Annotated in this window: 20 protein-coding genes; 5 read left to right on the top strand and 15 right to left on the bottom strand. The window is 62.4% G+C overall.

The window, feature by feature from the left end:
- Positions 1 to 113: 113 nt before the first annotated feature.
- From M1D51_RS05755 to M1D51_RS05735, 5 genes are all read right to left on the bottom strand, one after another.
- On the bottom strand, positions 114 to 530 hold the full coding sequence (locus tag M1D51_RS05755) for a DUF779 domain-containing protein (protein WP_172326012.1): 417 nt from the start codon (positions 528 to 530) through the stop codon (positions 114 to 116).
- Complete coding sequence (gene adhP / locus M1D51_RS05750; RefSeq protein WP_458108889.1) at positions 530 to 1,552, bottom strand: alcohol dehydrogenase AdhP; 1,023 nt, start codon at positions 1,550 to 1,552, stop codon at positions 530 to 532. The genes M1D51_RS05755 and adhP overlap by 1 nt, the downstream gene beginning before the upstream one ends.
- A gap of 95 nt (positions 1,553 to 1,647) precedes the next feature.
- Entirely contained in the window at positions 1,648 to 3,171 is a 1,524-nt protein-coding gene (gene exaC, locus M1D51_RS05745; protein ID WP_091549829.1) for an acetaldehyde dehydrogenase ExaC, read from the bottom strand.
- A gap of 96 nt (positions 3,172 to 3,267) precedes the next feature.
- Positions 3,268 to 4,611, bottom strand: a complete 1,344-nt coding sequence (locus M1D51_RS05740) for a GAF domain-containing protein (protein WP_458108888.1) — start codon at positions 4,609 to 4,611, stop codon at positions 3,268 to 3,270.
- Positions 4,612 to 4,759: 148 nt separating this feature from the next.
- The gene (locus M1D51_RS05735; protein WP_458108887.1) at positions 4,760 to 6,202 is read right to left on the bottom strand and encodes an FAD-dependent oxidoreductase; all 1,443 of its coding nucleotides are present in this window, start codon (positions 6,200 to 6,202) and stop codon (positions 4,760 to 4,762) included.
- Between the two features lie 118 nt (positions 6,203 to 6,320).
- Here M1D51_RS05735 and rarD point away from each other — a divergent pair, with 118 nt between their 5' ends.
- Together rarD and M1D51_RS05725 are read left to right on the top strand one after the other, a co-directional pair.
- Positions 6,321 to 7,400: an EamA family transporter RarD gene (rarD, locus tag M1D51_RS05730; RefSeq protein ID WP_458108886.1), complete on the top strand. Its 1,080-nt coding sequence runs from the start codon at positions 6,321 to 6,323 to the stop codon at positions 7,398 to 7,400.
- Between the two features lie 180 nt (positions 7,401 to 7,580).
- Positions 7,581 to 10,013 (top strand): polysaccharide lyase 8 family protein, encoded by a 2,433-nt coding sequence (locus M1D51_RS05725; protein WP_458108885.1) that lies wholly within the window; start codon positions 7,581 to 7,583, stop codon positions 10,011 to 10,013.
- 796 nt (positions 10,014 to 10,809) lie between these two features.
- Here M1D51_RS05725 and gabT read toward each other — a convergent pair.
- Complete coding sequence (gabT, locus tag M1D51_RS05720; protein ID WP_458108884.1) at positions 10,810 to 12,165, bottom strand: 4-aminobutyrate--2-oxoglutarate transaminase; 1,356 nt, start codon at positions 12,163 to 12,165, stop codon at positions 10,810 to 10,812.
- Between the two features lie 46 nt (positions 12,166 to 12,211).
- Positions 12,212 to 13,642, bottom strand: a complete 1,431-nt coding sequence (locus M1D51_RS05715) for a gamma-aminobutyraldehyde dehydrogenase (protein ID WP_458108883.1) — start codon at positions 13,640 to 13,642, stop codon at positions 12,212 to 12,214.
- A gap of 143 nt (positions 13,643 to 13,785) precedes the next feature.
- Here M1D51_RS05715 and M1D51_RS05710 point away from each other — a divergent pair, with 143 nt between their 5' ends.
- From M1D51_RS05710 to M1D51_RS05700, 3 genes are all read left to right on the top strand, one after another.
- Positions 13,786 to 15,228: a PucR family transcriptional regulator gene (locus M1D51_RS05710; RefSeq protein ID WP_458108882.1), complete on the top strand. Its 1,443-nt coding sequence runs from the start codon at positions 13,786 to 13,788 to the stop codon at positions 15,226 to 15,228.
- A gap of 75 nt (positions 15,229 to 15,303) precedes the next feature.
- Positions 15,304 to 16,560, top strand: a complete 1,257-nt coding sequence (locus M1D51_RS05705; protein WP_458108881.1) for an MFS transporter — start codon at positions 15,304 to 15,306, stop codon at positions 16,558 to 16,560.
- Positions 16,557 to 17,237 carry a FadR/GntR family transcriptional regulator gene (locus tag M1D51_RS05700; protein WP_089595901.1) on the top strand — a complete coding sequence of 227 codons (681 nt, stop codon included), beginning with the start codon at positions 16,557 to 16,559 and terminating at the stop codon, positions 17,235 to 17,237. The genes M1D51_RS05705 and M1D51_RS05700 overlap by 4 nt, the downstream gene beginning before the upstream one ends.
- 10 nt (positions 17,238 to 17,247) lie before the next feature.
- Here the strand turns inward: M1D51_RS05700 and M1D51_RS05695 are convergent, their stop codons facing one another.
- The 8 genes from M1D51_RS05695 to M1D51_RS05660 form a co-directional block, all read right to left on the bottom strand.
- Positions 17,248 to 18,627, bottom strand: a complete 1,380-nt coding sequence (locus M1D51_RS05695) for a rhodanese-like domain-containing protein (protein ID WP_458108880.1) — start codon at positions 18,625 to 18,627, stop codon at positions 17,248 to 17,250.
- Positions 18,628 to 18,738: 111 nt separating this feature from the next.
- Positions 18,739 to 19,245, bottom strand: coding sequence for a hypothetical protein (locus M1D51_RS05690; RefSeq protein WP_458108879.1), 507 nt, complete (start codon positions 19,243 to 19,245; stop codon positions 18,739 to 18,741).
- Between the two features lie 5 nt (positions 19,246 to 19,250).
- Positions 19,251 to 19,865, bottom strand: a complete 615-nt coding sequence (locus M1D51_RS05685) for a hypothetical protein (RefSeq protein WP_458108878.1) — start codon at positions 19,863 to 19,865, stop codon at positions 19,251 to 19,253.
- Positions 19,866 to 19,919: 54 nt separating this feature from the next.
- Positions 19,920 to 20,306 carry a hypothetical protein gene (locus M1D51_RS05680; RefSeq protein ID WP_155854049.1) on the bottom strand — a complete coding sequence of 129 codons (387 nt, stop codon included), beginning with the start codon at positions 20,304 to 20,306 and terminating at the stop codon, positions 19,920 to 19,922.
- A gap of 435 nt (positions 20,307 to 20,741) precedes the next feature.
- On the bottom strand, positions 20,742 to 22,208 hold the full coding sequence (locus tag M1D51_RS05675) for an FAD-dependent oxidoreductase (RefSeq protein ID WP_172322572.1): 1,467 nt from the start codon (positions 22,206 to 22,208) through the stop codon (positions 20,742 to 20,744).
- A gap of 20 nt (positions 22,209 to 22,228) precedes the next feature.
- Positions 22,229 to 23,506, bottom strand: coding sequence for a uroporphyrinogen-III C-methyltransferase (cobA, locus tag M1D51_RS05670; RefSeq protein ID WP_458108877.1), 1,278 nt, complete (start codon positions 23,504 to 23,506; stop codon positions 22,229 to 22,231).
- A gap of 90 nt (positions 23,507 to 23,596) precedes the next feature.
- Positions 23,597 to 24,337, bottom strand: coding sequence for a DNA alkylation repair protein (locus M1D51_RS05665; protein ID WP_458108876.1), 741 nt, complete (start codon positions 24,335 to 24,337; stop codon positions 23,597 to 23,599).
- Between the two features lie 15 nt (positions 24,338 to 24,352).
- Positions 24,353 to 25,264: a glutaminase gene (locus M1D51_RS05660; RefSeq protein WP_026539691.1), complete on the bottom strand. Its 912-nt coding sequence runs from the start codon at positions 25,262 to 25,264 to the stop codon at positions 24,353 to 24,355.
- Position 25,265: the final 1 nt, after the last annotated feature.

Here is a 25,265-nt window from a genome sequence, read left to right as displayed (position 1 = left end):
CGGCCCTTGGACGACCATATTTATCCCAGATAGTGAGACGAACCACGAAACCCCGTGACGGGTGTGACTGGTGGGACGAGGGCGGGTAGCCCCCGTCACACCAGCCAGGAGTCCTAAATGCCGGGCACGTCCCAGTCCATGAGGGTGGAACGGATCAGGAACCGTTTGCCCTCGGGTGACTCCACTGAAAAACCGCTCCCCCGGCCCGGGACAACATCGACTGTGAGGTGTGTGTGCGACCAGTAGTTGAACTGCTCCTTGGACATCCAGAACTCCAAGGGCTGCGGCTCTCCTCCTGCTCCGATATCGAACCTGCCCAGAAGGACATCCGAGTCACCGGTCAGGAACTCCCCCGCCGGATAGCACATGGGAGCCGATCCGTCACAGCAACCACCGGACTGGTGGAACATCAGTGGCCCATGCTGAACCCAGAGCTTGCGGAGGAGTTCCACGGATACCGCGGTGAGCGCCACCCGGGAGAAGTCCTCCCCGGGCAGCGTCACCGCAGCTTCCACGCTGATGTTGTTCATCAGAACGTCAGGACCACTCGGCCGTCGATCTTGGCGTGCTTCATTTCGTCAAAGACCGCGTTGACCTCGGACAGTTCCCGGGTGGAGACCGTTGGCTTGATCTTCCCCTGCGCGTAGAACTCCAACGCTTCCTCAAGGTCCTGCCGCGTTCCCACGATTGAGCCGCGGACCGTGAGGCCCTTGAGGACGATCTCGAAGATCGGCGCCGGGAAGTCTCCCGGAGGCAGCCCGTTGAAGACGATGGTTCCACCGCGGCGCGCCATGCCGATCGCCTGGCCGAAAGCCGAAGGGTGGACTGCGGTCACCAGTACACCGTGGCAGCCGCCCGTTTCACGCTGGATGACCTCCGCCGGATCTTCATGCAGTGCGTTGACCGTCAGCTCGGCGCCGTGTTCCCGGGCCAGGGCCAGCTTGTCATCAGCAATGTCCACCGCCGCTACCCGGAGCCCCATGGCTACGGCGTACTGGACAGCAATGTGCCCCAGTCCGCCGATGCCGGAGATGGTGACCCACTGTCCCGGCCTGGTCTCGGTCATCTTCAGGCCCTTGTAAACGGTGACGCCGGCACACAGCACCGGTGCCACTTCCACCGGGTCCGAGCCTGCCGGGATGCGGGCAGCAAAGCGGGTGTCCACCAGCATGTACTCGCCGAACGAGCCATCCACGCTGTAGCCGCCGTTCTGCTGGGACTCGCAGAGCGTCTCCCAACCGGTGCGGCAGTACTGGCAGTCTCCGCAAGCGGACCACAGCCAGGCGTTGCCGACAAGCTCGCCAAGGGCAACATCGGTGACACCCTCCCCCAGTGCCACCACTTCACCCACTCCTTCATGGCCGGGAATGAACGGTGGTGTCGGCTTGACCGGCCAGTCGCCTTCGGCGGCGTGCAGGTCGGTATGACATACCCCGGACGTAATGAGGCGGACCAGCGCTTGGCCGGGACCCGGCGTCGGGCGTTCCACTTCCTTGACCGTAAGGTCGGTTCCGAATTCCGTAACTACTGCTGCTTGCATGGTGCTGGTCATTGACGATCTCCTTTGATCTGTACGAATGATGGGAGTTTTTGTACACCTGATGCCCCTAAAGCCACTCCAGAAGGGCATCTGCTGTACAAAAACTTTTAGAAGAAGCCGAGCTTGTTCTCGTTGTAGCTGACCAGGAGGTTCTTGGTCTGCTGGTAGTGGTCCAGCATCATGGCGTGGTTCTCACGGCCAATACCTGAGGACTTGTAGCCACCGAAGGCGGCACCTGCCGGGTAGGCGTGGTAGTTGTTGACCCACACGCGGCCGGCCTGGATTTCCCGGCCTGCACGGTAGGCGACGTTTCCGTTGCGCGACCACACTCCGGCACCAAGGCCGTAGAGGGTGTCATTGGCGATGCCGATTGCGTCGTTGTAGTCGCTGAACTTGGTGACGGACACTACCGGGCCGAAGATCTCCTCCTGGAAGATGCGCATCCGGTTGTGGCCTTCGAAAATGGTGGGCTGGACGTAGTAACCGCCGGCGAGATCGCCGGACAGCTCGGCCCGGGCACCGCCGGTGAGGAGCTTGGCGCCCTCCTGCTTTCCGATGTCGATGTAGGAAAGGATCTTCTCCAGCTGGTCATTGGATGCCTGGGCGCCAACCTGGGTATCGGTATCGAGGGGGTTGCCCTGGATGATGCTGTTGGTCCGGGCCACAACGTCGGTCATGAAGGAGTCGTAGATGCCCTCCTGGACCAGTGCCCGGGACGGGCAGGTGCAGACTTCGCCCTGGTTGAAGGCAAAGAGCGTGAAGCCCTCCTGGGCCTTGTCATAGAAAGCGTCATTCTGGTCCGCGACGTCGTCGAAGAAGATGTTGGGGCTCTTGCCGCCAAGTTCCAGAGTGACCGGAATGAGGTTGTTTGACGCGTACTGGCTGATGAGGCGGCCGGTGGTGGTTTCACCCGTGAAGGCGATCTTGCGGATTCGGGAGCTTGAAGCCAGCGGCTTGCCCGCCTCTACACCGAAGCCATTGACGACGTTCACTACACCAGCGGGAAGGAGATCACCGATGAGCTCCATAAGGACCAGGATTGACGTGGGAGTCTGCTCGGCTGGCTTGAGAACTACGGCGTTGCCTGCCGCGAGCGCCGGTGCCAGCTTCCAGACGGCCATGAGGATGGGGAAGTTCCACGGGATGATCTGGCCAACGACGCCCAGCGGCTCCTTGAAGTGGTATGCGGTGGTGTCCTCATCCAACTGGGAGAGGTGGCCTTCCTGAGCCCGGACTGCGGAAGCGAAATAGCGGAAGTGGTCCGCTGCCAGCGGGATGTCGGCATTGAGGGTTTCGCGGACGGGCTTGCCGTTGTCCCAGGTTTCCGCGACCGCAAGGAGCTCAACGTTCTCATCAATGCGATCGGCAATCTTGTTCAGGATCGCTGCACGCTCGGTAGCGGACGTCTTGCCCCAGGAAGGTGCAACCTTGTGGGCGGCGTCCAGCGCCAACTCGATGTCCTCGGAGGTGCCGCGGGCAACTTCGCAGAAGGCCTTGCCCGTGACGGGGGTGATGTTCTCAAAGTAGGCGCCCTTGACCGGGGCAACCCACTCGCCGCCAATCCAGTTCTCGTACCGGTCCTTGAAAGTGACCTTCGAACCCTCGGCACCCGGCTGTGCGTAAACAGTCATTGCTAGCTCCTTTGCTGCGAATCACGGTGGCTATCGCCATTGATCCGAGCCTAGGAGCGGGGAGGTTGCAGCTACGTTGCAACCATGTGAGTCAGCTCACGCTTTCATTTCCCTGTCGATGCGTTCAAGATCAGCCACGACGGCGGCCCGCTTGGGCGAGCGCGGCGGCAGCAGCTTCAAGACGGCAAGGCGGAGGTCGACGTCGTACTTCGCCTCCGGCAGCTCAGCGTACTTGAGGAGCGAATCCACACTGCCGTCGCTGAGCAGCGCCTCCCGCAGCAGATGCGAAACCCTCTCACGCAACTGCACGACGCCGGGCGCCTCCGATCGCGGTAAAAGCCCGCCCTTGTAGATTTCCAAGGCGATGCGGTGCGCACCGCGCTGAAGGCAGCTGAGGACCTGACCGGAATCGGGCAGCAAATCGACCGGCAAACGGTATGGCCGCGACTCGGGGACCGCCTCGGGGCTGAGTTCCTGGATGACTTTGCGGAGGCGGACCATTTCCGCCCTCAGGGTGACAGCTGAGCCATCGCCCGGATACAACTGGGTGCAGAGGTCATCCGCGCTGAGTCCGGCGGGGTGATTGCTGAGGATGGCCAGGATCTCGCTGTGCCTGGCGGATAGAGACACTGTCCTGCCGTCGATGCTGAGCAGGGCCTGATCTCGGCCCAACAACTGCAGGCTGTTTCGGTACAGCGTGTGGCTGGAAGCGGCGGCCGCGCTCCGGCGTCGGGGTTTGTCTTTGACGGCGGCCGCCAGTGTCAAACGTTCAATGCGCAACTGGGCCTGGGCTGCCGCAACGGTCGCCTCCACCAGGGAAAGGGTGTGTGCCGCCACCGCCGTTTCAGTGCCGGTGATGTCCACAACGCCCAGGACCGCGCCGGAATCGGGATCATGGAAGGGAACAGCCGTGCAGCTCCAAGGATGGACAGAGCGCTTGAAATGTTCAGCGCCGGAAATCTGGATGCTCCTATCCAGGGCCAAGGCGGTACCGGGTGCACTGGTACCCACGGAGGCCTCGGACCAGTCGGCGCCCGCCACGAACATCATGCTTTCAGCACGGCGTTGCATCACAGGATCACCATCCACCCACAAGAGCCGCCCGACGTCGTCTCCCACTGCCACCAACAAGCCGCTGTCATGGCTGGGCTGAACCAGGAGCTTCTTGATCACGGGCATGATGGTGGCCAAGGGGTGCTGCCTGCGGTACTCCTCGAGCTCATCGCGGTCCATGGCGAGCGGAGCCTCGGCGACGTCCGGGTTGGCCTGCAGGCTCGCGGACCTCTGCCAGGATTCACGGACCAGGCGCCGCAATCCGGCGATGTCCTCGGGCACTCCGAGACGCAAGGAATCCAAACGCTCATGCCCTGAGAGGGCACGCTTCTGCAGCAACTCCGCGGCCTCGCTGCCTGGAACCGGCTGATGGACTGGATTCCTCATCGAACTCCCTGGTAGTCCGCTATGACAGTGCTCTGCACATGTGGTGGGCGGGACAGTATCGAGAAGTCTAGTTCGAGGAAAGGAGTTTTTGTACAGCTGAAGCCCCTAAAGCAGCCGAATAAGGGCATCAGCTGTACAAAACGCCTTGTCAGCCGCGGGAGATCTGGATCATTTCCTCGCGCGGAACAACTTTGATGCGCTCACGAACAACACTCTCGCCTTCGCCGGTGGATCCTTCGGACCAAGCAGCACCCAGCGCGGCCTCGTGGGCATCCAACCTGTTCCAGCCTTCCCACGTGGTGTACTCGATGCCGCGTTCCTCGAGAAGGTCGATGATGGCCTGCGGATCCGGGTTTTCCGCCGGGGGCAGGTTGAGCCGGTCTTCAAGGAGGAAGCCGATGGTCTCCAACGCATCGCCCTTGGTATGGCCGATCAACCCCACCGGTCCGCGCTTGATCCAGCCCGTGGCGTAGATTCCCGGCACGGGCTCGCCGTCGGCACCCAGGACGCGACCGCCGTCGTTCGGTATGACGCCGCGGCGGGCGTCGTACTCAAGCTCCTCCAACGGCGAACCGTGATACCCGATGGCCCGGTACACCGACTGGACCGGATACTCGATGAACTCCCCCGTGCCCTTGACGTTGCCCGTTCCGTCCAGTTGCATGCGCTCGAACTTAATCCCCGAGACCTTGCCCGGGGTCTCCGGCGAATCCAGGATCTCCACTGGACTGTGCAGGAAGTGCAGGTGCAGCCGGCGGGAGGACGGCTGCTCGGATTCAGCGTGCTCCTCCACCAGCCAGTTGGTCATGGTGTTGACCATGGTCTTGATCTGGTTATTGGTTTTGATGGCCTCGTCCGAGGCTTCGTCGAACTCGAAGTCTTCCGGGTACAGGACAATGTCAACGTCTTTGCAATGCGAGAGTTCGCGCAATTCCAGGGGTGTGAATTTCACTTGGGCAGGACCACGACGGCCAAAGACGTGGACGTCGGTGACCGGGGAGTTCTTCAAACGGGCGTAGACGTTGTCCGGAATCTCGGTGACCAGCAGTTCCTCGGGGTGCTTGACCAGCATGCGGGCGACGTCCAGTGCCACGTTGCCGTTGCCGATCACGGCTATTTCCTTGGCGTCCAGGGGCCAGTCGCGGGGAACGTCCGGGTGTCCGTCGTACCAGGACACGAAATCGGCGCCGCCGAAGGACCCCTCGAGTTCAACGCCGGGAATGTTCAGGTCGGCGTCCTTGATGGCACCGGTAGAGAAGATGACGGCGTCATAGAAAGCCCGGAAGTCATGCAGGGTGAGGTCCCTGCCGTAGGTCACGTTGCCCAGGAAGCGGATATCGCCACGGTCCAGGACTTTATGCAGGGCGTTGACGATCCCCTTGATGCGTGGGTGATCAGGAGCAACCCCGTACCGGATCAAACCGTACGGCGCCGGATACGCCTCGAAAAGGTCGATGCTGACCTCGACCTCGCCGTCCTTGACCTCGTTGGATTTGGTCAGGATGTCCGCGGCATAGACGCCTGCGGGTCCTGCGCCAACGATCGCAACGCGAAGCGGACGATTGGGGGTTGTTGCGGCTGAGTTGGACACCGTTAGCCCTTCCGAAGCAGTGAGCCACGCCCGTTGTTGGGGCGCGCAGATTCCAATTCTAGATGTCGACCCTACGCCCGGACGCTTATATGGCAGGAGTCACGGAAATTCACCAAGATTGCGGAATATTGCGGACGCAGCCGGTGTTGGCGACAATGTGTCGACTCCGGATCAGATAACTGCCAACTCTTCTTCAAACCAGCCCACGACGACGACTGCCGGGGGCGGCGGGAAGGTTACCGGCGGTGCCGGGATCCCGGGCAGTAAGCCTGTACGGAGCGAGTCGACAGCGGGAATCCTTTTTGGAATCGGCGCCTACGGACTGTGGGGGCTCCTCCCCCTCTACTTCTTTGTCCTCATGCCGGCCAGTGCAGTGGAAATCGTGGCGAACCGGGTTGTCTGGTCCTTGATCTTCTGTGCATTGCTCATCACCATTACGCGGGCCTGGCGGGTCTTTGGTGCAGCGGTGAAGGACAAATCAGTTTTCGGCCCCTTGGCTTTGGCTGCGGGCCTGATTGCCATCAACTGGCTTACCTATACTTTCGGGGTCACCACTGGTCACGCCGTCGAGACCTCGCTGGGTTACTTCATCAATCCGCTGGTTTCGGTCCTCCTGGGCGTCTTCGTCCTGAAGGAAAAGCTGCGTCCCCTGCAGTGGGCTGCGGTAGGCATCGGCTTCGTTGCGGTGGGAGTCCTGACCTTCTCCTATGGCCAACTTCCGTGGATTGCGCTAATCCTGGCGTTTAGCTTCGGCCTTTATGGCTTTGTGAAGAAGCGCGTGGGGCCCAAGGTGGACGCCCTCACCAGCCTCAGCGTGGAGACAGTAGTGCTGGTTCCGTTCGCCGCCATCACCATGGTGGTCCTGGGCGCCACCGGAGCCGCTACGTTGACTACCCAGGGAGCGGGGCACTTCTGGCTGCTGGTGGCTTCGGGTGTCATTACCGCCGTACCGTTGCTCTTCTTCGGCGCTTCAGCCCGCCGTTTGCCGATGACCACCATCGGCCTCCTGCAATACTTCGCCCCGGTCCTCCAGTTCGTTGTGGCGCTGACCGTATTCAACGAGACCATGACCACGGCCCGCTGGATCGGCTTCTGTGTGGTGTGGTTGGCCTTGATCCTGCTGACCATCGACATGCTGCGGACCACGCGGAAGAACTCGGTTCTCAAGAAGCGGGCGCGCCTGGCTGCTGCGCAGTAGCCAAGTCCAGAACGCGTTGTGCAGTTCTGTTCATTTCTGTTGAGGGGTTCCGGAAGCGGACATAAGGTTGCGGAAACTTCCCAGCTTTCTGACCACCCTCCCCGCCCTGAGCACCCGCTCCCACGTAACTCGCACCAAGTGGGTTGGGCGCTCCGGGCAACAGTTTTGAACGGAGCAGTTTTGAACTTCAACGGACCCACTTTGAGTCGCCGGACCCTCTTCCGCACGGCAGGCGCAGCCGCCCTGGCAGGTGCCCTACTTTCCCAGGCCGGGCCTTCGTTTGCCGCCTCCGGACTCCAGGAGCTGATAGATCGACGGCGACTGGTTCTCACCGGTGGCCGCAGCGCCGCGGACATTCCCGAACTCGCTGCGCAGCTTGAGGCAATGGGCAAGACCGCCGAAAACTGGTGGAGCTCCATGGACAAGTCTGCAGCGCGCACATCCCTGTGGAGCGACATCCCTTTGACTGGAATCGGACAGTCCGCGGCGGCCACAGGCAACATGGGACTTCACTTCAACCGCCTCTACGACATGGCACTCGGATACGCCGTGCCGGGCAACCCTTATGCCGGCAACCCTGAGCTGGCCGCAGACATTGTTTCGGGGCTTCAGCTCCTCAGCAGCACTGCCTACAAGCCGTCCACCAAGGCGGCAGGCAACTGGTGGTTCTGGGAGATCGGCGTGCCCCGGAAGACCGTGGACATCCTGACTCTCCTCTACGCTGAAGTCCCAGAAGCTCTCCGCACGTCATTGTTGGCTGCCGTCCGGTGGTTCGCGCCCAACCCGAATTGGCGCGGACGTGCCACATCCTTGGCAGAGACCGGCGCCAACCGCGTGGACAAGTCCTTGGCCTGCTGCATGCGGGGCATCCTGGACGGCAATCCCAGCGAGATCGCCCTGGGACGCGACGCCTTGAGCGACACCGTACGCGGCGGGATCAACAGTGTGTTTACCTACGTCACCAGTGGCGACGGCTTCTACGCCGATGGCTCCTACGTTCAGCACTCCTATCTGCCGTACGCGGGAACCTATGGAGTGGTGGCCTTGGCCGGAATCGCAGAGATCATCGCCATGCTGGGTGGCAGCGATTGGGCAGTCAACGACCCCAAGCGAACCGTGCTCCTCGACGCCGTTGAGGAAACCTATGCCCCGTTCGTGTGGGATGGCCGGATCATGGACACCATCCGCGGCCGTGCTGTCTCCCGGCAGCGCGAGCCCGACTACGTCAGCGGCTTCGGGCTCATCTCAGCGGTCCTGTTGCTGGCGCCGGGCTGCGAAGAACCCTACAAGTCCCGGTTCCTGGCCTTGGCCAAGGGCTGGCTGGAACGCTGCGCAGACCAGAAACTGGTGGGGAATCCAACCCAGAGCCTGGCAAAGTCCTTGTTGTCCCTCGGCGTCCTTTCCGACTCTGCCGTGGTTGCTGCACCGGCGCCCGTCTACAGCCGGATGTTTGCTGACCAGGACAGGTTGGTCCATCACCGTCCCCAGTGGGGCTGCACTGTGAACCTTTCCTCCAAGCGCATCGGCCGCTATGAGTGGGGCAACAGCGAGAACAACCTGGGCTGGTACCAGGGCGATGGCATGACCTTCCTATACACCAGGCAGGATCCGTCCCAGTTCAGCGCGGACTTCTGGCCCACGGTGGATCCCTACGCACTGCCCGGCACTACGGTCAATGACCAGGTGCGTGCCAGCGGGGCAGGCGCTGCGGGAACCGGAATTCCGCGGGCCTTCCAGGCCTTCGCGGGCGGGCTCACCATGAAGGGACGTTGGGGCGTGATCGGCATGGACCACCTCAACCACAACAAGACCCTGTCCGGCCGGAAATCGTGGTTCTTCCTGGACGACGCAGTGGTCTGCCTCGGCGCAGGCATTACCGGTACAGGGGGTTCGGCAGTTCAGACCACCATTGAGAACAGGTCCTTCGCGGCCGGTGCCGTTCCTGCGCTGCGCACCGATTCCCGGAACCGAACCATGGCGGCCGGAGACGCCGCCGTGGCTGTGAAGCGGTCCGTACATGTGGAAGGCCATGGCGGCTACGTGTTCTTGGAAGCGCCGGGGGTTTCCGGCAACACTGAAGTGGCCGTGATCCGTCGGACGGGCTCCTGGTTCGACATCAATTCAGGAGCGGACACCGGCGGCAGCAAAGACCTTGTCACGCGGGACTACGTGACCATCACGCACCGCCATGGCAAAGATCCCGTGGGCTCCGGCTATGCCTACATGGTGTTGCCTGCTGCCAGCCATGCCACCACGTTCTCCCAATCCGCGAACCCCGACGTGCACGTGCTCGCCAATTCTGCGGAGGTCCAGATGGTGGAGATAGCCAAGGATCAATTGGTCATGGCCACCTTCTTCGCGGCCGGAACTGGAGGAGGCTACTCCGTGTCCGGGCCGTGCACTTTGGCGGCACACGAAACCGGGGACAAGCTCGGGCTCTCCGTGGCTGATCCGTCCCGGACCCAGTCATCGGTGCGAATCACCGTGGATGGGGCGTGGAGCAAGCTGGCGGATTCCGATGCCGGTATTGCCGTGGTCAGCACCAATCCGCTGGTCATCGAGGTTCAACTCGACGGACATGGCCACCAGAAGAACCTGACGCTGGGCACCTAGGCGCGTTCCGCCGTCGTGCGTCCTGCGGTTGGTTCGCCGGGATCGCGGGAACACTGCGAGGACCCCCGGAAACTTCCAGCGAACACGGCGCATTCCCGCGAACACGGCGCAGCAACCCCCGCCAAACCCCGCCAACGCTCGCTGAGTTCGCGGGAACACTGCGAGGACTCCTGGAAACTTCCAGCGAACACGGCGGTTTCCCGCGAACACGGCGCAGCAACCCCCGCCAAGGTTCGCCGGGATCGCGGGAACACTGCGAGGACCCCCGGAAACTTCCAGCGAACACGGCGCATTCCCGCGACACGGCGCAGCAACCCCGCCAACCCCCGCCAACGCTCGCCGGGATCGCGGGAACACTGCGAGGACCCCGGAAGCTTCCAGCGAACCCGGCGGTTTCCAGCGAACACGGCGCAGCAACCCCCGCCAACCCCGCCAACGCTCGCCGGGATCGTGGGAACACTGCGAGGACCACTGGAAACTTCCAGCGAACACGGCGCATTCCCGCGAACCCGGCGCAGCAACCCCCGCCAAACCCCGCCAACGCTCGCCGAGTTCGCGGGAACACTGCGAGGACCCCCGGAAACTTCCAGCGAACACGGCGGTTTCCCGCGAACCCGGCGCAGCAACCCCCGCCAACCCCCGCCAACGCTCGCCGGGATCGCGGGAACACTGCGAGGACGCTTGGAAACTTCCAGCGAACCCGCCGGTTTCCCGCGAACCCGGCGGCGAGAGTTAAACAAAGGAGGGCCGGGTTCACGAATGAACCCGGCCCTCCCTCTGTGTGAAGCGTTGAAGCTTACGCGTGCGCCTTGATGGCTGCTGCGAGGACCTCGAGGCCGTCGATCAGCAGTTCGTCGCTGATGACCAGCGGCGGGAGCAGGCGGATGACGTTGCCGTAGGTGCCACAGGTCAGGATGATGACGCCTTCCTTGAGGCAAGCGGCAGCAACGGCCTTGGTCAGCTCAGCGTTCTGTTCCTTGGAACCCGGCTGTACCAGCTCGATGGCCAGCATGGCGCCACGTCCGCGGATGTCGCCAACTACGGAAACTTCCCCGGCCAGTTCGCGGAGCTTGCCCAGGGCGAGTTCTTCGATGTGGCGGGCACGGCCGTTGAGGTCGTGCTGCTCCATGGTGTCGATCGCTGCAAGTGCTGCGGCGCAGGCAACCGGGTTGCCACCGTAGGTGCCGCCGAGGCCGCCGGGGTGAACGGCGTCGAGCAGGTCTGCACGGCCGGTGATGGCGGACAGCGGGAGGCCGCCGGCAATGCCCTTGGCCATGGTGATGATGTCCGGGACAACACCTTCGTGGTCAACGGCGAACCATTCGCCGGTGCGGCAGAAACCGGACTGGACCTCGTCTGCGATGAAGACAATGCCCTTTTCCTTGGCCCACTCGGACAGCGCCGGGAGGAAGCCTTCGGCCGGGACAATGAAGCCACCTTCACCCTGGATGGGTTCGATGATGATGGCGGCAACCTGGTCGCCACCGATCTGCTTCTCGATCATGGTGATGGCACGCTTGGCGGCCTCGGCACCGGTGATCTCCGGGTTTTCTTCACGGAACGGGTAGCTCATGGGCATGCGGTAGACCTCGGGCGCGAACGGGCCGAAGTTGGTCTTGTACGGCATGGCCTTGGCAGTCAGCGCCATGGTCAGGTTGGTGCGGCCGTGGTAGGCGTGGTCAAAAGCTACGACGGCGTCGCGGCCGGTGGCCAGGCGTGCAACCTTGACGGCGTTCTCCACGGCTTCAGCACCGGAGTTGAACAGCACGGTGCGCTTGGCGTGGTCGCCGGGGGTGAGGCGGTTGAGCTGCTCGGCAACTGCAACGTAGCCCTCGTACGGGGTGACCATGAAGCAGGTGTGCGTGAAGTGCGCGGCAGCTTCCTGGACAGCAGCGACGACGGCGGGGTCGGACGCGCCGACGCTGGTCACGGCGATGCCGGAACCGAGGTCGATGAAGGAGTTGCCGTCGACGTCGCGGATGATGCCGCCGTCGGCGTCTTCAACGTAGACGGGGACGCCGGAGGCGACGCCGGCAGCAACGACGGCGGAGCGACGCTCGGCAAGTGCCTGCGACTTGGGGCCGGGGAAAGCGCCGTTGATGTTGCGCTTTTGCTCGATGCGGTACGAGAGTTCGTTCGCGGTGGTGGTCATGGGGTGGTTGCCTTTCTGGGAAATTCGTACGGGTGGGGCGGACGCGCTACGCGTCTAGTGCACTCATCACGTGCTTGATGCGCGTGTAGTCCTCCACGCCGTACATGGAGAGGTCCTTGCCGTAGCCGGACTGCTTGAAGCCGCCGTGGGGCATCTCTGCCGTCAGGAGGATGTGGGTGTTGATCCAGACCGCACCGAAGTCAAGGTCGCGGCTCATGCGCATGGCCGTACCGTGGTCGGTGGTCCAGACGCTGGACGCCAGGGCGTATTCGACGTCGTTGGCGAGCTCGAGCGCTTCTTCTTCGGTGCTGAACTTCTGGACGGTGATGACCGGGCCGAAGGTTTCTTTCTGCACGATGTCATCGGTCTGCTTGGCGCCGGAAATGATGGTGGGCTCGAAGAAGAAGCCCTTCTCCCCTGCGCGGTGGCCACCGGTTTCGATCTTGCAGTTGGCCGGCAGGTGCTCCACTACCGAGGTGACGGCGTTGAAGTGGTTCACGTTGTTGAGCGGGCCGAAGTAGTTCTCTTCGTCGTTCTGCGAACCGGTGTGCAGGGTCTTGGTGTGTTCCACCATGGCTGCCACGACGTCGTCGTGCACGGAGTCCTCAACCAGCACGCGGGTGATGGCGGTGCAGTCCTGGCCGGCGTTGAAGAAGGCGAACTCTGCGATGGCTGCGGCGCTCTTCTTGACGTCGGCGTCCTTGAAGACGATGGCCGGAGCCTTGCCGCCAAGTTCCAGGTGTGCGCGCTTGAGGCCCTTGGCTGCCCCGCTTGCCACGGCGATGCCGGCGCGGACGGAACCGGTGATGGACACCAGGCCGGGGACCTTGTGGTCCACCATCATGGCGCCGGTTTCACCGGTGCCGAGGACCACGTTGAGGACGCCGGCCGGGAAGATCTCACCGGCGAGGCGGGCCAGCACCAGGGTGGATTCCGGGGTGGTGTCAGAGGGCTTGAGGACAACTGTGTTACCTGCGGCCAGGGCGGGGCCGATCTTCCAGATGGCCATGAGGAACGGGTAGTTCCACGGCGCAACCTGGGCTACGACGCCGATCGGTTCGCGGCGCACGTAGGAGGTGTGGCCCTCGAAGTACTCTCCCGCGGACTTGCCTTCCATGATGCGGGCTGCACCGGCAAAGAAGCGGAGCTGGTCTGCGCCTGCAGCAACTTCCTCGGAGGCGATCAGGGAACGGACCTGTCCGGTGTTGCGGTGCTGGGCTTCAACGAGTTCGTCGCTGTTGGCCTCCACGGCGTCGGCGAGCTTGAGGAGCATCAGCTGGCGCTGGCCGGGGGTGGCCTTCTTCCAGGACTTGAAGGCCTGGTTGGCCGCGGTCATGGCGGCGTCCACATCGGCCTGCACCGAAATGGGAGACTTGGCGACGATTTCCCCGGTGGCAGGGTTCACGATGTCCAGGAGACCCGTACCTGCCGGCGTAACGAATTCGCCGTTGATGAAGTTCTGCAAGGTTTGAACCACGGTGTGCAACCTCTTTCGGTGTCTGGCATGGGTTTTAGCTGATCAGAGCCTATGCCAGGGAGGGGGTGCAAGGAATAGTCAGCTGCACACACAGGAAGCCCTCGCTTAGTGCGCTTGACCAGCACCGGGTTACGCTTTTAAGCATGGCAATGTCCCTCGCTTCGCTCGTCGCTGTCCCTTCCCTGAAACTCCGCCAGGCCGGCCTCGCAGAAACCACCTGGAACCAGGACATCAGCTGGGTTGCCGTGACGGAATTGGAGGATCCCCAGCGCTTCCTCAGCGGCGGAGAACTGGTCCTCACCACGGGGCTGCGCCTCAAAAGTGCCGCCGACCAGAGGCGCTTTGTCCGTCAGGTCCAGCGCGCAGGCGCCGTGGGTATTGGCTTTGGCATCGGCCTCACCCACGAGGTCGTTCCGGAAGCACTGATTGCCGAAGCCAACCGCTGGGGTCTTCCCCTGGTGCAAGTGCCCTACGAGATCCCTTTCATTGCCATCGGAAAACTCGTGGCAGAGTCGCACTCCGCTGACCATTACTCCAACCTCGAGCGGCTCCTCGCCGGACATCAGATCCTTGCCCGTTCACTCCTCACCGGCGGCGGCCTCAACGAACTCCTCAAGCAACTGGGCAGCATGCTCCGCACGGACGTTGTGCTCACCCAGTTCAGCGCGCAGCTGTACAACAGCGTGGCCGGGAAACCGGCCCCGACGGCGGATGGTTGGGCTTCGTATCCGATTCCCACCGGCCGCAGGGATGCCTGCACTCTCTGGTTGCGGCAGCCTTTTGTGGACTCGGGAATCGTCAGTTATGCGCAGAACCTCATCAGCGTGGAGCTCAACAACATGGTCAAGCAGCGCCAGTCCCAGCGGGCCATGGCCGGCCAGGTGCTGGACGACGTCATCCACGGAACTTTGGAAACCATTGAGGCAGCCCGGCGTTTGGCCGGCGTTGGCATCAACAGCACCCGGAAGAACGTGGTGCTGGTTGCCGAGTCCACAGCCCACCACAAACAACTGGTCAGCATCTCGCTGCCCCAGGCGCTGGAAGCGGGCGTCAGCGCCGTCGTCGGGAAGGACCTGGTAACGGTCATCAGCGACGACGGCAGTTCCGCCACCGCTTTGGCCAAGGGCCTCAGCGATCACTTGCAGGAAGCAGGCATCCACGCTGTCATCGGAATCGGCGGCGCTTATACGAAGCCGAACGGCCTGCGCTGGAGCTACTTTGAAGCGCGCGACGCCGTGGCGCACGGCTTGCCGGTCAACGAGCCGGAGCGCCTGAGCCTGACGTCCCTGCTGCTGGCAAGCGAGGATGTTCCACTGGCGGACATGGCCAGCGAGTCCCTTACGCCCTTGCGGAAGTTCGACGCCGCACATGGCGCAGAGTTGGTGGCCACACTGGAAAGCTACCTGAACCACAACGGCTCAGTCGCCGCCGTGGCTGAAGCCCTCACCTTGCACCGCAACACGGTCCGTTACCGCTTGGCCCAGATCACTGAACTGACCGGGTACGACCCCTCGCAGACGCAGGACCGCGTGCAGCTTTGGCTGGCTCTGGCCGTGCAGCGGCTGGGTTCACGCAACCCGAGGTAGCCCTCCAACGCTTCTCCGCGGAGAGCTTCGCCACAAAACTGTGGACATTAGACGTCAAACGTCTAACCTTTAAATATGGCGACGACTTCTTTGACGACAACTACAGGAAACATCCCTCTGGTCTCCCCCGCGCAAGCGGTCCCTAAGACACGCGTCGTCGCCGTCGTCGGAATTATTGCCGTGGTGCTCATCGGTTTGAATCTTCGCGCAGGCATCACCAGCGCCGCCGCACTGTTCCACGAACTGCAGCAGGTCCTTGGCTACGGTGCTTTGGTGGCCTCCATCCTGCCGTCCATCCCGCTCTTGTGCTTTGCGGTTGCAGGTTTGGGAACGTCCTGGCTGACCCGCCGCGTAGGCGTAGAGAAAGCCATCGCCATCGCCTTGGCACTGTTGGCCGGCGGATTGCTGGTGCGCGGCATTCCAGTGACTGGCGCACTATTGGGCGGTACCGTCCTGGCGATGTCCGGCCTGGCAGTGTGCAACGTGGCCATGCCCTCATTCATCCGCGAGCACTACTCCGAGCGCACCTCAATGATGACCGGCCTTTACACGTTCACCATGTCCGGCGGCGCCACCTTCGCCGCAGTCGTCAGCGTTCCCTTGGCGCAGGAACTCGGCTCACCCTCCATGGGTCTGGCTGCCTGGGGCCTGCTGGGTGTCGCGGCCCTCCTCGGCTTCCTGCCGATAGTCCTGCACACCCACCGGAACTCCACCAAGACTGATCGGCCGCGGGTCTCCATGTGGCCGCTGCTGCGCACCCGGCTGGGCATTCTGATCACCGCGATCTTTACGTTCCAGGCCTTCCTCGCCTACGCCGTGATGAGCTGGTTCGCTTACATCCTCACGTCCCAAGGCCTCAGCGCTTCAGAGAGCGGCCTGCAGTTCGGTGTCATGCAGCTGGTCTCCGTAGCTGCCGGCATGATCCTCCTTGCGTTCGGCTCCCGGCCCGGCATGCTCCGCCCCGCCCTCTATCTCGCGAGCAGCTCCACGTTGCTGGCCATTGCCGCCATGATCTGGCTGCCGACGTCGTTGGCCGTTGTGCCTGCTATCTTGTTCGGCTTCGGCCTGGGCATCTTCCCGCTGGTTTTGGTAATCATCAGCCGCAGCGGACGGTCGACGGCGGAAACCACCGCGCTCTCCACCATCGCCCAATCGCTGGGATACTTGATTGCGGCAATTGGTCCCTTTGGCATGGGACTCCTCCACAGCGCCACCGGCGGCTGGGTGCTGCCCTTGAGCCTGCTCTCCATCGTGGCGGTAGCGCTCATGGTCACCTGCCACCTGCTCACCAGCAAGCGCACTGCCACCAAGACCGGACCGAGGACTGCATGACCCTGACTCCATCGCATCGCCCGGCTCTGGCCGAGGAGATTACTTCCAAGCTGCGGGACATGATCAAGTCCGGCGAATGGCCGCTCCAGGAGCGGATCCCCGCGGAGCCCGAGCTGATGTCCACCTTGGGTGTTTCGCGGGGAACCCTGCGGGAGGCCATCAAGGCGCTGGCCCACTCCGGCATGCTGGAGGTCCGACGCGGCGACGGCACCTATGTCCGGGCCAACAGTGAGATGTCCGGCGCGGCCCAGCGGATGTACTTGGAGCACACCCAGGAACATATCGTTGAAGTCCGACTCGGCCTGGACACCCAGGCTGCCCGCCTGGCCACCAAGCACGCCACCGCCGAAGACCTGGCCGAAATGCGACGTCTCCTGGCGCTACGCCACGATGCTTGGCAGGCCGAGGACTATCCCACGTGGGCCAGCGCCGACTGGGAATTCCACGAGCGCGTTGCCTTGGCGTCAGGGAATCCCCTGCTGCACCAGTTGTACGTTTCGTTCGGTGGCGTGTTCCACAACGACCTCCTCAGGCAGCAGCGCAAGGGCGGCTTCAACGGCATCCCCCGCGAAGGGCACGACGAATTGGTGGATGCCCTCGAAGCCCACGATCCCGACGCGGCCGTCAGCAGCGTCTACCGGAACCTGGACTACTGCTCGGATCAGGCGCCGCGGTAGCTTTTGCTGTTTACGGCACTGTCTCGATTCCGGCTCCGGCGGCGTCCCTGAACCTGGCATTGATCAGGACCACCTCGCGCCCGGCACGATCCAGGAGACTTGCGGCGACACTCGCCCGGTATCCCGTGGCACAGTGCACCCAAATCCTCTGATCCGGCAGTACGGTGCTCCTCCCGAGGAGCTCGTAGACGGGCACGTTCAGCGCACCCTTGATATGGGATGTGTTGAACTCGTCCGGACGCCGGACGTCCAACACCACGTCCTCCGGCTTCCGCTCGCTTGCAAAGAGGTTCCAATCTCCGTGCCCATAGCTCGCCCGGGGAGATTGCGGTGCCAGGGCTCCGATGTCCAGACCCGTTGAGTCAGGCCCGACGGCGGCATCCGGGTTGTCGATGCCGATCCTCGCCAAGTCGCGGATCGCCTTATGCACCTCGCCGTGTGGGCCCAGCAACGTGAGCGGTTGGTTCCAGGGGATCACCCAACCGAGGTAGCTGGTGAAGTTGTCCCCGCGACCGTACTCGAAGCTCACACTGCCTTGAAGGTGGGTATCAGCGAAGGCCACGCGGTGGCGCAGATCCACCACCCACTCCCCTGCCCTCAACCGCCGGCTCAGCTCCACGGGATCAACGGAGTCCGGAACTGTCAGGTCCGGGCGACCCGGTCCGGCCGCATTCAGTGGGCTCATGTGGGCGTAGTAGGCAGGATAGGCGGAGATATTCTCCAGCAACTCTGCAACGAAGTGGTCCTCGTGGGGATCCGTCAGGGCGTGGTTGGACTTTGCCTGCTCAGCAATTGTGGACGATTCCTGGCGGCTCGCGGGCCCGATCGAACAGAACGATCCGAAGCCATGGGTCGGGTACAGCGCAGCCTCCGGACGGGAAGCATCCACCAGGCGCCGCACCGAGGAGTACTGTTCGTGGGCCAGCTTTGCGGTGTCGTGCGGCGATACCAGGTCCGTCCGCCCTACCGAACCATAGAGCAAGCTGCCGCCGGAAAACACAGCCTCCAACCCGCCGTCGTAGGTGTCATCCCTCACCACGTAAGAGAGGTGCGTGTGCGTGTGGCCCGGCGTCGCAACGACCGAAACCGAGAGCCTGCCGACGCGCAGGACCTGGCCGTCAGTGACGGGAACCCTAACAAACGAAACCTCATCGGCCGCGTTCACCAAGTACGCGGCACCGTGCTTCTCCGCCAGAACCAAACCACCAGTGACGTAGTCATTGTGCAGGTGCGTTTCGGCCACATGCGTGATCCGCACGCCGGCTTCACGGGCAGCCTTTTCAACCCGGTCAATGTCCCGTTGAGGGTCAATCACCAAGGCAACGGAGCCGTCGTGCACCAGGTAGCTTCGGTCCCCCAACTGGGGAGTTTCGATGACCACGACGTCCATGGTTCAGGGTACCGCGGGTGCACGGAACGGAAGCAGAGGAGCTTACTGTGGTGATTCCTGCACCAGGAATCACCACAGTAACCTCCTCTTGAGTCAGCCCACCCCTTTGTCTCAGGTTATGGAATCATGATTCTCTTCATCGCTCGGGTCTCCTGAGGCCAGAAACCGGTTCCTCGAAATTGCGATGCTCCAAAAAATGAGAATACCGAGAACTGTTGCAGATGCAAGTGAAAACGCCCCCTCTACCAGCCACTGCAAGAAAATTGAATTAGTGCGCTGGCCCAGCTCCGTTTCTGGTTGACCAATAATGATGGCGATAATCATCGTCATGCCCAATGTGATGGTTGCTCCCCAAAGTGGGGCCACCGAGCCATTCGATTTCTGAGGCGAGAAACGGTTGCGGAAAACCCCCATTGTGACTGCACTGAGAATCACTGTTGCGAGATGGTATTCCCACGCGACCCTCGGAACGATGGCTTGAATAGGGTTGCCTGGAAAATCTGTAATAATCCCGTCCTGGGCGTTTCGAGTTTGGATCAAAAGGAAACCAAGGGCAAGTATCCAAGCAACTGTAACCATCATCGACCCGAGCGTTCGAACAACACTGGTGCTGGGCACGTTGCCTAGTCCAACCGGTTAAGAACGAACGCACGCTTCGATGTGCTTCGCGGCAGTTCGACCGTGTGAGGCAAGTCTTCGAGGCCTTCAACCAGGAGCAGTCCGCGTGCCCGATTACTCTTAACCGAATCTGCCCGCAGGGACTTCGATGTCGGGTTGGCTTCCAGTTCGACATCAGCGGGCACCAGATAGGCGGTAACTCCCTTCGCGTTAGCGGCTGACTGATCGCCCCAGAGATGGAGTGAAAGACCATTCTCATTGAAGTGGGCCCGTGTCATGCAAGCCGTTCCGATGTTTCCTGCCGGCGCCTCGAGGGATACGACCATGCAGACTTCTGACCGATCAGAGCTCACAGCCGCATAGTAGGACGCGCTATCTGTCTTCTTTAGCAGGCGCATGGAATCTCTCGCCAGGTCAGACAAGGCATGGCTTGCGGTTACAGCTGAAGGGGGCAGGTCTATTGCCCGCTGCTCTTGGCCTAACGCAGGGACCAAAACGTCCGGATCCAGCGAACCCTCTTTAGTGGCGAGGGCCGGGGACGCGAAGATGGCCAACGCTACGCTGGAGATCGCGAGTGTGGCAGCGGCGGTCGAGCGTAAGTGCTTTGATGAAAAAGTCATTTGCTACTCCTGAAGGAAGAGGGAAGGAAAGCCAGGTCTCAAATGCAATACGGCTTATTGTCGTGACCTGGCACAATCAACCCCTGTTGTCCCTTGAATTTGAAGCCCGTAGCCCCACCAGCAGTCGCCGTGAGTCAAAGCGGCAGGCAAGTGCGTAAAACGGGTACGGGCATGATTGGGTACGTCAATACCTCCATAGACATAACCGCTGTTATCCCCGCGAGTTCGGACGTACAACTTGCCGCCAAAAGTGGAATTCATGAATCCCTCACCGCCGACATTCGTTCCACCGTATCCGCTCTCTGCGTGCTGCCCTTGCGCCATTGGTTTCTGCAATGCGTAGTAGATGTCCGAGGCACCATGTGCCGCGGCGGGAATTCCTAGCGGAATCACAACCATCATTGCCATGACAGCAGCGGATTTTAGATTTCCAACCTTCATTGCTCCCCCTGAGAAAGCGGCGACTACGATGTCGCCGTCGTGAGGGAATGTTTACATCTTTCTGATCATTGCACCAGTTAATCATTTCTGCAGTGTTAATAATCCCGAATTCGAAGAAATATCTGGATTTCCGCGTCACGAAAGAGCAAAAGCCGTTTCGCGCATTGCGATCTGCGTGCTGCATGATGTGGCAGCTCTGGTCCTGGCAACCGACACTGATCCATGCAAAAAAGACCCACCCTGGTTGGTCCAAGCTGGGTCGTCGATTGATGCTGAACGGTTTGGTAGGCGTAGGGAACACATACTTGGGCGGCCTCTACGAACAACTCTTCGGATAACGAACTAGCTCCAGATATAGCTACTCCCCGAAAGGCAGAACTGATTTCTCAGCTCAACTTCCGGGGAGCAGCTAGATGGGGTGACCCCCTCGTAGTTTTAGACCTGTGCGGCTACGCCATCACGGGAGATATTGACCATGTCCTCGCGCGGCACTACCTTGATGCGTTCACGCTTGACCTCAACACCGTGGGACGTGCCCGCCTCGGTGGCTGCTGCGCCGAGGGCGAGTTCGTGGGCGTCCAGGGCCAGCCAGCCTTCCCAGCTGGTGAACTTCACGCCGCGGGAATCGAGAAGATCCACGACGGCGTCTGCCGCGGGAACCTCGGCGACCGGCAGGTTTTCGCGGTCCTCCAACAAGTACGTGACGGTTTCGAGGGCATCGCCCTTGGTATGGCCGATGAGGCCAACCGGACCGCGCTTGATCCAGCCCGTTGCGTAGAGGCCCGGAACGTGCTGGCCGTCGGCGTCAAGGACGCGGCCGCCGTCGTTGGTGACGACGCCCTTCTTGTGGTCGAACTCAACGTCCGGCAGCGCCGAACCGAAGTAGCCGATGGAGCGGTACACAGCCTGGACCGGGTAGTCGATGAACTCGCCGGTGCCGCGGGCGTTGCCTGTTCCGTCCAGCTCGGTGCGCTCGAACTTGATGCCGGCAACCTTGCCCGGGGTTTCCGGGGAGTCCACGATTTCCACCGGGCTGTGCAGGAAGTGCAGGTGCAGGCGGCGGGAAGCGGTGAGCTCGGAGAGGTCCTCGGGCTGCTCGGCGATCCAGTTGGTCAGCGTGCCAACCATGGTCTTGGTCTGGTTGTTTGTCTGGACCTGGCGATCAGACTCTTCGTCGAATTCGAAGTCCTCGGCGTAGAGGATGATGTCTACGTCCTTGGAGTGCGAGAGTTCACGCAGTTCCAGCGGAGTGAACTTCACCTGTGCGGGTCCGCGGCGGCCGAAGACGTGGACGTCGGTGACCGGGGAGTTCTTCAGGCCGGCGTAAACGTTGTCCGGGATTTCGGTGACCAGCAGGTCATCGGCGTGCTTGGACAACACGCGGGCCACGTCCAGGGCTACGTTGCCGTTGCCCAGGACAGCGATTTCCTTGGCGTCCAGCGGCCATTCGCGGGCAACGTCCGGGTGTCCGTCGTACCAAGAGACGAAGTCTGCGCCGCCGAAGGAACCCTCGAGTTCGATGCCCGGGATGTTCAGGTCGGCGTCCTTGATGGCGCCCGTGGCGAAGATGACGGCGTCGTAGTGCTTGCGGAGGTCCTCGATGGAGATGTCCGTGCCGTAGTCCACGTTGCCGAAGAAACGGATGTCGCCACGGTCCAGGACCTTGTGCAGGGCGTTGACGATGCCCTTGATGCGGGGGTGGTCCGGTGCCACGCCGTAGCGGATCAGGCCGTACGGTGCCGGGTAACGGTCGAAGAGGTCGATGCTGACGTTGAGTTCGCCGCTTTTGACGGCCTCGCTCTTGGTCAGGATGTCAGCTGCGTAAACGCCGGCCGGGCCGGAGCCGATGACGGCGACGCGAAGCGGACGGTCCGCAGAACCTACGGGGGTGCTAATTGACACGGCTGTGTTCCTTCTTCTTCTCAGTTACTGCGGACGCGGGGACGGTTGGGGGTAATAGTGCTGTAGTCAGCGGTCTTGAAGTGCTGCGGTGCAAAGGGGCTGACACGGACAACATCGCCGATCACGATGACCGCCGGGTTGGCCACGCCGACGGCTTCCGCCTGGTCCGCGATGGTCCCCAGAGTGCCGATGGTGACGCGCTGGTCCGGCAAATACCCGTTCTCTACGATACCTACTGGTGTGTCCAAAGGCAGACCCGAGCCTGCCAGTTCAGCCGCGGAATCACGCAATTGGGCCACTCCCATGAGCAACACCACAGTGTGATCCGGGCGTGCGGGGACCTCGGAGAGCTCTTCGTGGCCGGTCACCACGCTGAAGCCCTTGGCCAGGCCGCGATGCGTCACCGGGATACCTGCGGCAGCAGGAACGGAAATTGCCGACGTCACCCCGGACACCACTTCAACCTCGACGCCGTTCTGCCGGCAGAATTCTACTTCCTCACCGCCGCGGCCCAGGACATAGGGGTCGCCGCCTTTAAGGCGGACCACCCGGTTGCCCTTGAGGGCTTCCTCTACGAGAATCCTGTTGATCTCGAGCTGCGGAACGGGATGGTGCCCGGGGGTCTTGCCGACCTCGATCACCCGGACGTCGGGCGCCAGTTCCTTGAGCAGCTCCCGCGGGCCAAGACGGTCGGCAACCACGACGTCGGCCTGGCCCAGGAGGCGACGGCCGCGGACGGTGATGAGACCCGAGTCGCCTGGCCCGCCGCCCACCAAGGCAACAGAACCAGCCGGAGTCTTTCCAGCTGCGTCCGGCTTACGGTGCCGGCGCAGCGGAAGGTCCCCGGTTTCGAGGGCCGTGGCAACTGCGTTCCGAAGGGCCATGGCGCGGCGTGGGTCTCCCCCGGCGTTGATGGCGATCTTGACGTCGTCCACTACGGCAACCGCGGGTGTCCACGCTGCGGATGCTTCGTGGTCCGAGGCGTTGACGCACCAGATGCGCTGCGCCTCGGCGTCGGCTGCTACCTGGGTGTCCACGGCGGGAGTGCCAGTAGCAGTCTGAACGAACCAGACGCCGTCGACGTCGGTTGTGCGGTACTCGCGCTGCTCCCAGGTAAGGAGGCCGGAAGCGGCGAGTCCGCGAAGTGTCTCGGTGGCAACGGGAGCGACCACGGTGACTTCCGCACCGGCGTCGAGCAGTCCCTTGGCGCGGCGCGACGCAACCGGGCCGCCGCCGACCACCAGCACCGGGCGGCCGAGCAGCCGCAGCGCGGTGGGGTAAATGTCCTGTATTGCCATGAAAAAACTGTAGGGCGGCTCCGTAACATGCTTCAAAGGCTCGGAAACACCCGGTAACGCTGGGTAATCCAACGTCACATAATTCCAGGCTTAGCCGGAAGAAACCCTGTCTTTAAGCGTCAGGTAGTAGGCCCGCTGTTCCTTGCCCAGATGCTCGATGGCGTAACGAAGGGTGGTTCGGGGCATGGTGGCAGCGTGCTCGTCAAGGAACGCCAGGAGTCGCTCGCGGCTGCTGCGCCCTGCGTCGCGGACCCAGCCGCCCACTGCTTTGTGGATCAGGTCTTCCTTGTCTCCGAGCAGGATTTCTGCAAGGGCGAAGGTGTCATCCAACTGTCCTTCACGAATGAACGCCGAGGTGGCAACGATGGACGTCCGGCGCTCCCACATGTTCTGCGACCGGGCCAGGCTGTAGAGCGGGTCGCGCGGCTTATTCAGCAGCCATCCGCCCACCACGTTCCCAGCGCCGAGGTCCACCAGGTCCCAATTGTTGATGCGATCGTGCCTCCGCAGGTACAACCCGTAAAGCTCCCGACGCCGTTCTTCCGTGGTCTTCTTTTTCTGCGCCTGGAGAGCCATGATCTTCACGGCACCGGCCCTGGCCTCGTGAATGTCTTGCTCCAGGAGCATCTCCATATCTTCCAGGGGCATGGCCGCGAACTCCTTGGCCAGCGTGAAGACCTCGCCCATACGGACGCCCATGAAGAAGTCGCCCTCGGCATAGTCGCCCTTGCCGGTCTTGAAATAGCGCCGGTATTTGGCTTGCTCGACATCCGACTGGCGGATTTTCAGGCGCTCCAAGAACGCGACGGCGGTGGGCTCGGTTCCTGTCATGCCTCCATCATGCGCCTAAAACACCGACCAGCCGGTGCGCGTGGTGAATTCGTCCAGCGCTGCAACCCCGGCCACGGAATTCCCGGATCGTCCCAGCCCAGGGCTCCACACGCTGATGGAGCACTTGTTCGGGACCACGGCCACTATCCCGCCGCCCACTCCGCTCTTGCCCGGAAGCCCCACCCGGTATGCGAATTCGCCAGCGGCATCATAAGTACCGCACGTGAGCATGACCGCATTGATTCTCTTGGTCTGCGCCGGAGAGAGCAGCAGCGTCCCGTCCGCGCCCAAGCCGTTGGAGGCCAGGAAACGGGTTGCGAGTGCAAGGTCTTCGCACGTCATGGCGAGCGCGCATTGCTTTGCATAGGAATCCAAGACGTCCTCCACCGGGTTTTCCAAGTTGCCGCAGCTTGCCAGGAAGTGAGCCAAGGAAGCGTTGCGGTGGCTGTTGGCCAGTTCGGAGCCGGCCACCTGCTGATCGGTGTCGATGCTGTCCTTGGTGGTTTCCTGACGCATCAGATCCCGCACGGCGTACGCTGCGTTTCCGGTCAGGCTCAGGAGGCGGTCCGTCACCACGATTGCACCTGCGTTGATGAAGGGGTTCCGGGGAATGCCGTCTTCACTCTCCAACTGGACCAGCGAGTTGAAGGGGTTGCCGGAGGGCTCCCGGAACACCCGCTTCCAAATACTGTCTCCGTCGAATGCCAGTACCAGGGCCAGCGCAAAGACCTTGGAGATGCTTTGGATGGAAAAGTCCACGTGGGCGTCTCCGGCTGAATACACCTCGCCCTCACGGGTGGCGACGGATATGCCGAATTGTTGGGCGTCCACGGCTCCCAGTTGGGGAATGTAGTCAGCTACGTTGCCTTGGCCGACATGCGGCTGCACGGCCCCGACGATGTCGTCGAGGAGATTCTGGATATCCATG

It is taken from the genome of Arthrobacter sp. R3-55 (assembly GCF_054161505.1).
The sequence above is the reverse complement of the archived record's forward strand: the minus strand, read 5'-3'. Positions and strand labels throughout refer to the sequence as shown.